Source organism: Enterobacter sp. 50793107 (assembly GCF_001463365.1).
GTDB classification, from domain to species: domain Bacteria; phylum Pseudomonadota; class Gammaproteobacteria; order Enterobacterales; family Enterobacteriaceae; genus Enterobacter; species Enterobacter cloacae.
Genome location: NZ_LNII01000166.1, coordinates 82,738 through 95,629 on the forward strand (window position 1 = coordinate 82,738; position 12,892 = coordinate 95,629).

Consider the following 12,892-nt stretch of genomic DNA (forward strand, 5'->3'; position numbering starts at 1 on the left):
GCCCGGTAAGCGCAGCGCCACCGGGCTTTGTTTTTACAACCGCACCGGATCAATATGCCAGATATTCTCGGCATACTCCTTAATGGTCCTGTCGGACGAGAAATACCCCATATTAGCGATGTTATGCATCGCGACGCAGGTCCACTTCTCCTGCTGACGATAAAGCTCGTCCACCCTGTCCTGACAATCCACGTAGCTGCGGTAATCCGCCAGCACCTGATAGTGGTCGCCAAAGTTAATCAGCGAATCCACCAGGTCCCGATAGCGCCCTGGCTCGTCTGGGCTAAACACCCCGGTGGCGATTTGCGTCAGCACCTGACGTAGCTCCTCATCCTCTTCGTAATACTCACGCGGCGAGTAGCCTTTCTTGCGCAGCGCCTCCACCTCTTCCGTGGTATTCCCGAAGATAAAGATATTTTCCGCCCCCACGTGCTCCAGCATTTCGACATTGGCCCCGTCCAGCGTGCCGATGGTCAGCGCGCCGTTAAGGGCAAACTTCATGTTACTGGTGCCGGACGCTTCCGTCCCGGCGGTGGAGATCTGCTCAGAGAGATCGGCCGCCGGAATGATCAGCTGCGCCAGGCTGACGCTGTAGTTAGGAACAAAGACCACCTTCAGCTTGTCGCCGATATCCGGATCGTTGTTGACCACCTTCGCCACATCGTTGATGAGGTGAATGATGTGCTTCGCCATGTAGTAGGCGGACGCCGCCTTACCGGCAAAGATCTTCACGCGCGGCACCCACTCCGCCGTCGGATCGGCCTTGATGCGGTTATAGTGGGTGATCACATGCAGCACGTTCATCAGCTGGCGCTTGTACTCATGAATACGCTTGATCTGTACGTCGAACAGCGCTTTCGGGTTCGCCACCACGTTCAGATGCAACGCCAGCCAGACTGACAGACGTTTCTTGTTCAGCAGCTTGGCTTCTCGTACGGCTTTGTTCACCGCCGGAAAATCAATGTGCTGTTCAAGCTCGCTCAGCTGGCTGAGATCGGTTCGCCAGGTGCGGCCAATGTGCTCATCCAGCACCTCAGAAAGCGGCTGGTTTGCCAGCGCCAGCCAGCGACGCGGCGTGACGCCATTGGTCACGTTGCAGAAACGCGTCGGGAAGATCTTCGCAAAGTCCGCAAACAGCGACTGCACCATCAGGTTCGAGTGCAGCTCTGAAACCCCGTTCACCTTGTGGCTGATCACCACCGCCAGCCAGGCCATGCGTACGCGACGACCGTTCGATTCATCAATGATAGAAGCGCGGCTCAGCAAGCCGGTATCGTTCGGATACTGCTCCTGCAGCGTCTTGAGGAAGTAGTCATTAATTTCAAAGATGATCTGCAGATGGCGCGGCAAAATTTTGCCGAGCATATCCACCGGCCAGGTTTCCAGCGCTTCGCTCATCAACGTGTGGTTAGTGTAAGAGAAGACCTGACAGGTCACCTCAAACGCATCGTCCCAGCTGAACTTATGCTCGTCGATAAGCAGACGCATCAGCTCCGGGATCGACAGCACCGGATGGGTATCGTTGAGGTGAATGGCGGTTTTTTCCGCCAGATTGGCGTAGGTCTTGTGCAGCTGATAGTGACGGCTGAGGATATCCTGAATCGTCGCGGAGACGAGGAAATACTCCTGACGCAGGCGCAGCTCGCGCCCGGAATAGGTCGAGTCGTCCGGGTAGAGCACGCGGGAGACGTTCTCGGAGTGGTTTTTATCTTCCACCGCCGCGAAGTAGTCGCCCTGGTTAAATTTACCCAGGTTAATCTCGCTACTGGCCTGCGCGTTCCACAGACGCAGCGTATTGGTCGCATCGGTATCGTAGCCCGGGACAATCTGGTCATAGGCGACGGCAAGGATCTCTTCGGTTTCCACCCAGCGGGACTTTTTCCCTTCCTGCTGAATACGTCCGCCAAACCGCACCTTATAGCGCGTATTGTGACGTTTAAACTCCCACGGGTTGCCGTATTCCAGCCAGTAGTCCGGGGACTCTTTCTGACGTCCGTCCACGATGTTCTGCTTGAACATCCCGTAGTCGTAGCGAATGCCGTAGCCACGCCCCGGCAGGGCCAGCGTCGCCAGCGAGTCGAGGAAGCAGGCGGCAAGTCGCCCCAGGCCACCGTTACCGAGCCCCGGGTCGTTCTCTTCGTCAATCAGCTCTTCTAAGTCCAGCCCCATCTCTTCCAGCGCGGTTTTAACGTCATCGTAAATACCGAGCGATAACAGCGCGTTAGAGAGGGTGCGGCCAATCAAAAATTCCATCGACAGGTAGTAAACCTGACGCGTTTCCTGCGACAGCTGGGCGCGGTTGGAGCGCAGCCAGCGTTCAACCATGCGGTCACGCACCGCAAACAGGGTGGCGTTGAGCCACTCGTGTTTGTTGGCGATGACCGGATCTTTCCCGATGGTAAACATCAGCTTATAGGCGATAGAATGCTTCAACGCCTCAACGCTGAGCGTGGGGGAAGAGTAACTAAAAGGAGCGTTCATATCAGTAACTTCGCCTCGTTACATCAAGCGTTGATAGAGATCGCGGTATGACTGCGCCGCAACGTGCCAGCTAAAGTCCATGGACATCGCCTGACGTTGAACGTAACGCCACAGCGACGGACGGGACCACAAGACGAAAGCACGCCGAATCGCCCGAAGCAGCGACCAGGCATTACTGTCCTCAAAGACAAACCCGCTGGCGATACCGTCCGCCAGGTTTTCCAGTGAGCTGTCAGATACCGTATCCGCCAGCCCGCCCGTGCGTCGCACCAGCGGCAGGGTGCCGTACTTCAGGCCGTAGAGCTGCGTCAGGCCGCAAGGTTCGAAACGGCTCGGCACCAGAATGACGTCCGCGCCGCCCATGATCCGGTGCGAGAACGCTTCGTGATAGCCAATCTGCACGCCCACCTGCCCCGGGTGTTCCGCCGCTGCCGCCAGGAAGCCTTCCTGCAATACCGGGTCGCCCGCGCCGAGCAGCGCCAGCTGTCCGCCCTGCTCCAGCAGACCCGGCAGGGCCTCCAGCACCAGGTCCAGCCCTTTCTGGCTGGTCAGACGGCTCACCACCGCAAACAGCGGCACTTTGTCGTTGACCTTCAGCCCCATCGCAATTTGTAACTGGCGTTTGTTTTCCGCTTTGTCTTCCACGGAATCACGGCCATAGCGGGCCGCGAGCAGCAGGTCGGTCTCCGGGTTCCAGATCTGTTCATCGACGCCGTTAAGGATCCCCGACAAACGCCCTTCACGATGGCGCTGACGGAGCAACCCTTCCAGGCCGTAGCCGAACTCCGGCTGCGTAATTTCACGGGCGTAGGTCGGGCTCACGGCCGTGATGTGGTCGGCATAGTAAAGCCCGGCCTTCAGGAACGAGATCTGCCCGTTAAACTCCAGCCCGTGCATGTTATAGAACGACCATGGCAGATCGATGTCATTCATGTGATGGGCGTAGTACATGCCCTGATACGCCAGGTTATGCACCGTAAAGACCGATTTCGCCGGATGGCCGCGCGCCGCCAGATATGCCGGAGCGAGCCCCGCGTGCCAGTCGTGTGCGTGCACAATGTCCGGGCGCCAGAACGGATCCAGCCCTACCGCCATTTCAGCCCCAACCCAGCCGAGCAGCGCAAAACGCAGCACGTTGTCGGTATAGGCAAACAGGTTCGTATCGTGATACGGGCTACCTGGTCGGTCATATAAGTGCGGCGCGTCAATCAGGTAGATGCCCACGCCATTGTAATGTCCATACAGCAGGGTGATGCGTCCGGCGAAGGTGTCACGGCGCGTCACCACCTTTGCATCGGGAATGCCGCGCCGGATATCCGGGAAGGCAGGCAGCAGAACTCGGGTATCGACTCCGCCAGCGATTTGCGCCGCGGGTAATGCACCAAGAACATCCGCCAGGCCGCCCGTTTTTAACAACGGGAACATCTCAGAACATACGTGTAAAACCTGCATCATCGCTCCTGTTTGATCTGCAGCTTCCGCAACATTTCCCGTGTGACTAACACGATCCCCTCTTCAGAACGGTAGAAGCGACGTGCATCTTCTTCCGCGTTTTCACCAATCACCATTCCTTCAGGAATGACGCAGGCACGGTCGATCACGCAGCGACGCAGACGACACGAACGCCCGACCCAGACATCCGGCAGCAGCACCGCCGAATCGATATTACAGAATGAGTTTATACGCACGCGCGGGAACAGCACCGACTGCACCACCACCGAGCCGGAGATAATGCACCCGCCAGAGACCAGCGAGTTCAGCGTCATGCCGTGGCTGCCGGAGCGGTCCTGAACGAATTTCGCTGGCGGCAGGGATTCCATATGGGTACGGATCGGCCAGTTCTGGTCGTACATATCCAGCTCAGGCGTGACGGAGGCCAGATCGAGGTTGGCTTTCCAGTACGCTTCCAGGGTTCCCACATCGCGCCAGTAAGGTTCCGCATTCGGATCTGACTGCACGCAGGACAGCGGGAAAGGATGTGCATAGGCCATGCCAGCTTTGGTAATTTTCGGAATGATGTCTTTACCGAAGTCGTGGCTGGAGTGTTCGTCTTTGTCGTCTTCTTCCAGCAGCTCATAAAGGTAATCTGCATCAAAGACATAGATCCCCATGCTGGCGAGCGATTTGGTGTCATCTCCCGGCATGGTTGGTGGGTTGGCCGGTTTTTCAACGAAGTCGATAATTTTATCGTCCGCGTCCACGTGCATCACGCCAAACGCCGTCGCCTCGGCAACGGGCACCGGCAGACACGCCACGGTGCAGCGCGCCCCTTTCTCGACGTGGTCGATGAGCATGTGGGAGTAGTCTTGCTTGTAGATGTGATCCCCGGCGAGGATCACGATGTACTCCGCGTTGTAGCGGCGAATGATATCGAGGTTCTGGGTCACCGCATCAGCGGTGCCGCGGTACCAGTTTTCACCGTGAACACGCTGCTGGGCAGGCAGGAGATCGACAAACTCATTCATCTCTTCGCTGAAGAATGACCAGCCGCGCTGAATATGCTGCACCAGGGTGTGCGACTGATACTGCGTAATGACGCCAATGCGGCGAATACCTGAGTTCAGGCAGTTGGACAGTGCAAAATCGATAATTCGGAACTTACCACCAAAGTGAACAGCTGGCTTGGCGCGCTTGATGGTCAAATCTTTAAGACGGGTTCCGCGCCCGCCAGCGAGGATCAGGGCAACCGTTTTTAAGGGGAGCTGGCGTGCCAACATTAAGGGATCGTTCTTCTCTAATCTAACCATGACTAACTCCTTTTTTATCATCTTGGAATACGCACACTCCGTGCGCAGGCCCGTGCCAGACAGCCATTACTACCGGATTATCCGCTCCGGCAAAGGGGGGAACGGCGCGCCATTCCCCGTCAGGTAAAACAATCTCAGCGACGTCATCCGTCGCGTTCAGCGTAACCAGCCAGCGATCCGAAAGCAGGATCTGCAGGCGCGGTACGCCGTGTTGCCACTCTTGCGCGCTTAACGGTTGCGCGTCTTTATTTAGCCAGCGAACGTTGCCGTCGCCCTCCTCCCACCAGCGGTTGGCGGTGAGCGCGGGGATCTGCTGACGAAGGTGGATCAGCGCCGCGGTAAAGTGGATCAGGCCGCTGTTCGCTTCTCCCCAGTCGAGCCAGGTTAAGGTGTTGTCCTGGCAATAGGCGTTGTTGTTACCGTGCTGGCTGTGGCCATGTTCATCCCCTGCCAGCAGCATCGGCGTGCCCTGCGACAACAAAAGCGTCGTCAGCAGCGCATGCACGCTGGCGCGTCGCCGCTCAATAACATCCAGACTTCCGCCTAACCCTTCTATACCATGATTAAAGCTATGGTTATTGTTAGTGCCATCGCGATTCTCCTCGCCATTTGCCTCATTGTGTTTCTGATTGAAACAAACGCAGTCCCGGAGCGTAAAACCGTCATGCGCGGTCACCAGGTTGACGGTGGCAGACGGTCGTTTGCCATCACGTTTAAACAGATCGCTGGAAGCGGCAAAGCGTCCGGCGAACTCCCCCAACGACAGGCTTCTCTCCAGCCAGAAGCGGCGTACGGCATCGCGATAGTGGTCGTTCCATTCAGCAAACAGCGGCGGGAAGTTCCCCACCTGGTAGCCGCCTTCACCAATGTCCCACGGCTCGGCAATCAGCTTCACCCGCGAGAGCACCGGGCAGTTTTTGATCGCCTCAAACAGCGGCGCCTGCTGGCTGAACCCCGGCGTGCGCCCCATCACCGGCGCCAGGTCAAAACGAAAACCGTCGACGTGGAACGTTTCCACCCAATATTTCAGGCATTCATACGCAAAATGCGTCACCGCCGGATGGCTGAGGTTGAGCGTGTTACCGCAACCGGTCCAGTTGTGGTAATCACCATCCTCTCTGATCCAATAATAGCTACGGTTATCAATTCCGCGCATGGAGAGCGTCGGACCGTCGAGATCGCTTTCCGCGCTGTGGTTCAGCACCACGTCCAGAATCACTTCGATACCGGCCGCATGAAGCGCTTTCACCGCATCACGAAACTCGTCCCGCGCCTTGTCCGGGTGGACGGCGTAGCGGGGGTCGAGCGCAAACATCGCCAGCGGGTTGTAGCCCCAGTAGTTGCTCAGCCCCAGTCGCTGCAGGCGAGGCTCGCTGGCGAAATGGGCGATGGGCAACAACTCCAGCGCAGTGATCCCGAGATGTTTCAGATAGGCGATCATGGTCGGATGGCCGAGCGCCTTATAGGTGCCGCGCATCTCTTTGGGAATAGACGGATGGAGATAGGTCAGCCCTTTAACATGGGCCTCGTAAATCACGGTGTTGCCCCACGGCGTGCCCGGCGGGGCATCGTCTTCCCAGTCGTAGCGATCGCCCACCACCACGCTTTTTGGGGCCACGTGGGCGCTGTCGCGGTGGTCGGGTTCCTCGTAGCCAACGTGGAAAATCGGGTCGTCTTTAAACTCGCCTTCCACGCGGTGGGCGCAGGGGTCAATCAGCAGCTTTGCCGGGTTAAACCAGTGCCCCTGAGCAGGCGCCCAGGGACCGTGAACGCGAAAACCGTAATGCATCCCTGGCCGCCCACCGGCCAGGTAACCGTGCCAGGTATCCCCGGTGCGCGCCGGTAAATCGTAACGATGTTCGTTACCTTCCCCATCAAACACACAGACTTCGACCCGCTCCGCGTGAGCAGAAAAGAGGGTGAAATTCACACCCTTTCCGTCAAAGCTCGCCCCGAGCGGTTCGGGTTTACCTGCCGTAAGCTGCGTCATTCGCCCTCCCGCACCAGCCAGATGGTACCGAGCGGCGGCAGCGTCAGGCTCAGGGAGTTGGGGCGCCCGTGGCTTTCGATGGCATCACTCTGGACCAGTCCGCCGTTACCGGCGTTACTGCCGTGGTAATGCATGGAATCGGTGTTGAGGATTTCGCGCCATTTACCGGCCTGATTAATGCCAAAGCGGTAATGATGACGTGGAACCGGCGTAAAGTTGCTGGCAACGATAATCTCGTTACCCGCTTTATCCCGGCGCACAAAGACAAATACCGAGCGCTCATGGTCGTCCACCACCAGCCACTCAAAACCGTACGGATCGAAGTCCAGCTCGTGCAGTGCTTTATGGTGGCGGTAGGTCAGGTTCAGATCGCGGACCAGCCGCTGCACGCCGTGGTGCCAGTTGTCAGCGCCCTCCAGCAGATGCCAGTCGAGGCTGGTATCGTGGTTCCACTCGCGCCCCTGGGCGAACTCGTTGCCCATAAACAGCAGTTTTTTGCCCGGGAAGGCGAACATCCAGCCGTAGTAGGCGCGCAGGTTGGCAAACTTCTGCCACGCGTCGCCCGGCATGCGGTCGAGAATGGATTTTTTACCGTGCACCACTTCATCGTGCGACAGCGGCAGCATGAAGTTTTCGGTGTAGTTGTAGAGCAGCCCGAAGGTAAGCTTATCGTGATGATACTGACGATAAACCGGGTCGAGCTTCATGTAGTCGAGCGTGTCGTGCATCCAGCCCAGGTTCCACTTGTACCAGAAGCCCAGGCCACCCATTGCCGGCGGACGGGAAACGCCCGGGAAGTCGGTGGACTCTTCCGCCATCGTCACCGCGCCCTCGACCTGCTCGCCAATAATGCGGTTGGTGTTGCGCAGAAACTCAATCGCTTCCAGGTTCTCGCGACCGCCATACTCGTTCGGGATCCACTCGCCCTCTTTGCGGCTATAGTCGCGATAGATCATCGACGCCACCGCATCCACGCGCAGGGCATCAATGCCGAAACGCTCGATCCAGTAAAGCGCGTTCCCGACCAGGTAGTTCGCGACTTCACGGCGACCGTAGTTGTAGATCAGCGTATTCCAGTCCTGGTGATAGCCTTCGCGCGGGTCGCTGTGCTCGTACAGTTTTGTGCCGTCGAACTCGGCCAGCGCAAAATCATCCGATGGGAAGTGGCCCGGCACCCAGTCAAGAATGACGTTCAGCCCGGCGGCGTGTGCGGCATCAACGAAATAGCGGAAGTCGTCGCGCGTGCCAAAGCGGCGCGTCGGTGCGTATAACCCGGTGGGCTGATAGCCCCAGCTTCCGTCGAACGGGTGCTCGTTAACCGGCAGCAGCTCCAGATGGGTAAAGCCCATCCATTTGGCGTACGGTACCAGCTGGTCAGCCAGCTCACGATAGCTCAGCCAGAAATTGTCATCGGTGTGGCGACGCCAGGAGCCGAGATGCACCTCATAAACGGAGATTGGCGCGTCGAAGCGGTTAGCCTGCTTACGCTCTTCCGTCTGGACCACCTTCTCCGGCAGGCCGCAAATAAGCGAGGCAGTATTCGGGCGCAGCTCCGCTTCAAAGGCGTACGGGTCAGCTTTAATGCGCAGCTTGCCGTTGGCATCGATCATCTCAAATTTATAGAGCTGACCGGTATGCGCGCCGGGGATGAACAGCTCCCAGATGCCGGTTTCCCGACGCAGGCGCATGGGGTGACGACGACCGTCCCAGTAGTTGAACTGCCCGACGACGGAGACGCGCTGGGCGTTTGGCGCCCACACGGCAAACCGCGTGCCGGTAATACCATCCATGGTATCCGCATGGGCACCCAGCGTTTCATAAGGCCGCAGATGGGTGCCTTCGGACAGCAGCCAGGCATCCATCTCTTTTAAGAGCGGGCCAAAGCTATAGGGATCGTCAATCAGGTTTTGCTGACCGTGCCAGATGACGGCAAGCTGATAACGAAAGGGATTTTTACGACGGGGCATGACGCCCGAGAAGAAGCCACGTGAGTCGAGGCATTCCAGATTACCCACCTTGCGGCCGGTTTTGGGTTCGATGACCCACACTTCTGTGGCATCCGGTAACAGCGCGCGAACTTCCAGCCCGGCCTCTGTACGGTGCATCCCTAGCACAGAAAAGGGGTCGGCAAAATGACCCGCAATAAGCGCATTAATCACGTCTCTCGAAATACGATCGGACATGGTATTCATCCTGTTTTTTTATGTCGCCCTTTTTATTCGCTCCGGGACGACTTTTAATGTGACCTAAACGGTGCAGCTCATCCTCTCTGCTCCGCCCTACCCTCAGGTGAGAAATAAATCTTCCTTAAAGCATAGCCAACGACGAGGTTCCTCCTGATAAAAAATAAGACATCTGCGTTTTACTCCATGTAGTACGCAAAAAAAGGGGGTGAAAATCACCCCCGGTAGTTAACAAATTATTACGCCAGCTGGCGCAGCATGCGGCGCAGCGGCTCTGCGGCACCCCACAGCAGCTGGTCACCCACGGTGAACGCGGAGAGGTACTCTGGCCCCATGTTCAGCTTGCGCAGACGGCCAACCGGCGTGGTCAGCGTGCCGGTAATGGCCGCAGGCGTCAGTTCGCGCATGGTGATATCGCGATCGTTTGGCACCACTTTCGCCCACGGGTTGTGTGCGGCAAGCAACTCTTCCACGGTCGGAATAGACACATCTTTTTTCAGTTTAATGGTGAAGGCCTGGCTGTGGCAGCGCAGCGCGCCGATACGCACGCACAGACCGTCAACCGGAATGGTGTTCGCGGTAGCGAGGATTTTGTTGGTCTCCGCCTGACCCTTCCACTCTTCACGGGTCTGGCCGTTATCCAGCTGTTTGTCGATCCATGGGATCAGGCCACCGGCCAGCGGTACGCCAAAGTTATCTACCGGCAGTTCGCCGCTGCGGGTCAGCTCGGTGACCTTACGCTCGATATCGAGGATCGCGGACGCCGGATTTGCCAGCTCGGTCGCAACGCTCTGGTGCAGCTGGCCCATCTGGGTCAGCAGTTCACGCATGTGACGCGCACCGCCGCCGGATGCGGCCTGGTAGGTCGCCACGGAGACCCACTCAACCAGGTCCTGCGCGAACAGGCCACCGAGGGACATCAGCATCAGGCTGACGGTACAGTTACCGCCGACAAAGGTTTTCACGCCGTTGTTCAGGCCGTCGGTGATCACGCCCTGGTTCACCGGGTCGAGGATGATGATGGCATCGTCTTTCATACGCAGCGAAGAGGCCGCGTCAATCCAGTAGCCCTGCCAGCCGCTTTCACGCAGCTTTGGATAGATTTCGTTGGTATAATCGCCGCCCTGGCAGGTCACAATAATGTCGAGTGCCTTCAGCGCTTCCAGATCGTAAGCATCCTGCAACGTCCCTGTGGTACCACCAAAGGACGGTGCAGCCTGGCCGAGCTGGGAAGTGGAGAAGAAGACCGGGCGGATAGCGTCGAAATCGCGCTCTTCAACCATGCGTTGCATGAGTACAGAGCCGACCATACCGCGCCAGCCGATAAAACCAACGTTTTTCATAGCATTTGTTTCCTGCAGAGGGTGTGTGCTGTTTGTGCAAGCCAGTATTGAACTGGGATATGCTTCACATTACAAAATGCTGCCAAAGTCGCAAGCGAAATTAATCGATGATTGCCCGGCAATCAGAAAAAGAGCTAATCATCCTAATAACCATAGAGAAATTCAGGGCTAATTTACATGAGTGAAATCATTTCTGCGGCGGTTTTATTGATCCTGATAATGGATCCACTGGGAAACCTGCCGATTTTCATGTCGGTGCTGAAGCACACCGAACCCAAGCGCCGCCGGGCGATCATGATCCGCGAGCTGCTCATCGCCCTGCTGGTGATGTTTATCTTCCTGTTTGCTGGCGAAAAAATTCTCGCTTTCCTGAATCTGCGTGCCGAAACGGTCTCCATTTCCGGCGGAATTATTCTGTTCCTGATTGCCATTAAGATGATTTTCCCGAGCGCGGAAGGCAGCAGCAGCGGCCTGCCTGCGGGTGAAGAGCCGTTTATCGTACCGCTGGCGATCCCGCTGGTCGCCGGGCCGACCATTCTGGCCACATTGATGCTACTGTCGCATCAGTATCCCAACCAGATGAGCCATCTGGTGATTGCTTTGCTGATTGCCTGGGGCGGAACGTTCATCATTCTGCTGCAATCGTCGCTGTTCCTGCGCCTGCTGGGCGAGAAAGGGGTCAATGCGCTGGAACGCTTGATGGGGCTGATTCTGGTGATGATGGCGACGCAGATGTTCCTGGACGGGATACGTGCGTGGATGAAGGGCTAGGTAAAAGCAAAACGGCAATCTAAGATTGCCGTTTTTAGTGTTTGCTCCCTCTCCCCGTGGGAGAGGGCCGGGGTGAGGGCAACAGGCCGCACCATAAATAATATTTCGTTTTGCGAGCCGCCTTCCAGAGCCTCTCTTGCCACCCGATCTTCAAAGCAGTATCTTCTTGCCGCGCCTGCAAAATCAGGCGTCAGGGTTGGTCCTCTGTTATCCTCATCCGTGATAAAATTTCTTTATCGCGTAGTCAGTTACACCTTAATGGTGGGCTGGACGGTGGCGCCGCAAGGCGCGCCGGTAGCTGATGAGGCCGGTAGGACCAACTCCGTTCAGTCCGCCACCAGTGAGGTTGGTCCCTCCTGTGGCGGTCCATTTTACGCATCAGAGGCGGTCTTATGACTACTACCCTTAGCTTTTCTCACTCCTTATTCACCACACCGTTCGATCACACCACCGACTTCACCGAGCTGGCAGACAACTGCGCGCGGTTTGTCGACGTGCTGGTTGAATGTGACGATCCAACCCAGAAGATGGCGCTGTGTGGACGACTTTCCGCCTGCCTCACCCTGCTTCAGCCCACGCTGCTTGAACCTGTACCAGAATATTTAAAAGCCAGCCTGACGGTGGATGACCTGCCGTTGGACGTGCCGGTCTTCGAACCGGAAGTTGATCAGTTAGGGCGATATTGCCAGCTGTTAACGCAAATGCTGTTAGCGCATTCGCTGTCAGAAAGCGATGAGAGAGTGGCGGGAGATCTGCTGCAGGAGTTGGTGCGATTTTACAGCGATACGCTTAAAGCGCCGCGCTGGCTGCGCACAACGGAAGGCACAGTGCTGCTGTAAAAAAGCCGGGTGGCGCTTGCGCTTACCCGGCCTACGGGAACTGAGTTTTTTGTAGGTCGGGTAAGGCGAAGCCGCCACCCGACAAAATAAGATCTCTGCGGCCTGATGCCCTCACCCCAACCCTCTCCCACAGGGCTGAGGGATCCCCAGTAATTTTTTACCGAAAGCGATGAATGTTGCTTCAGGAAAATGAATGACTTATAGCGACGCCCTGGTCCGGCTGTAAATCGCTGAGGCGTTTCCTGCAGGCCGGGGCGAGGCGCATGGATGCGCCGAGAGGGCGGCTTTACAGGGACGTTACATCCGCCCGTCCCCGATAAGCCGGAAGGAATAAGCCGAAGGCACCGCGGAGCGGCGATTTACCGCCGGGAGCCCGGGTCGCCAGGGTGGTGGCGACTGAGCCGCCCTGGCACGTTCACAAGTCATGCCGTTACAGAGTAGCAAGGAACATAAAGTGAACGGAATTACCTCTACAGCCATATGTTCCCCCTCACCCCAACCCTCTCCCTCAAGGGAGAGGGGGTCCTCCGTGCAGGCA

Annotated in this window: 8 protein-coding genes; 2 read left to right on the forward strand and 6 right to left on the reverse strand. The window is 57.5% G+C overall.

From position 1 onward, the window contains the following. Window positions 1-33: 33 nt before the first annotated feature. The 6 genes from glgP to asd form a co-directional block, all read right to left on the reverse strand. Window positions 34-2,481, reverse strand: coding sequence for a glycogen phosphorylase (gene glgP, locus APU11_RS23735; RefSeq protein WP_013099108.1), 2,448 nt, complete (start codon window positions 2,479-2,481; stop codon window positions 34-36). An 18-nt stretch (window positions 2,482-2,499) separates the two neighbouring features. Then, window positions 2,500-3,933 (reverse strand): glycogen synthase GlgA, encoded by a 1,434-nt coding sequence (glgA, locus tag APU11_RS23740; RefSeq protein WP_013099109.1) that lies wholly within the window; start codon window positions 3,931-3,933, stop codon window positions 2,500-2,502. Continuing rightward, entirely contained in the window at window positions 3,933-5,228 is a 1,296-nt protein-coding gene (gene glgC / locus APU11_RS23745; protein WP_013099110.1) for a glucose-1-phosphate adenylyltransferase, read from the reverse strand. Before glgC ends, glgA begins: the two co-directional genes overlap by 1 nt. Next, window positions 5,221-7,218, reverse strand: coding sequence for a glycogen debranching protein GlgX (gene glgX / locus APU11_RS23750; protein ID WP_058650515.1), 1,998 nt, complete (start codon window positions 7,216-7,218; stop codon window positions 5,221-5,223). The genes glgC and glgX overlap by 8 nt, the downstream gene beginning before the upstream one ends. Next, entirely contained in the window at window positions 7,215-9,401 is a 2,187-nt protein-coding gene (glgB, locus tag APU11_RS23755) for a 1,4-alpha-glucan branching enzyme (RefSeq protein ID WP_058650516.1), read from the reverse strand. Before glgB ends, glgX begins: the two co-directional genes overlap by 4 nt. Window positions 9,402-9,640: 239 nt before the next feature. Further along, window positions 9,641-10,744 carry an aspartate-semialdehyde dehydrogenase gene (gene asd, locus APU11_RS23760; protein WP_058650517.1) on the reverse strand — a complete coding sequence of 368 codons (1,104 nt, stop codon included), beginning with the start codon at window positions 10,742-10,744 and terminating at the stop codon, window positions 9,641-9,643. Between the two features lie 177 nt (window positions 10,745-10,921). Between asd and yhgN the strand changes: the two genes are divergently transcribed. Together yhgN and APU11_RS23775 are read left to right on the forward strand one after the other, a co-directional pair. After that, window positions 10,922-11,515 (forward strand): NAAT family transporter YhgN, encoded by a 594-nt coding sequence (gene yhgN, locus APU11_RS23770; protein WP_003861574.1) that lies wholly within the window; start codon window positions 10,922-10,924, stop codon window positions 11,513-11,515. Window positions 11,516-11,907: 392 nt separating this feature from the next. Beyond that, on the forward strand, window positions 11,908-12,354 hold the full coding sequence (locus tag APU11_RS23775; protein WP_058650518.1) for a hypothetical protein: 447 nt from the start codon (window positions 11,908-11,910) through the stop codon (window positions 12,352-12,354). Window positions 12,355-12,892 lie beyond the last annotated feature (538 nt).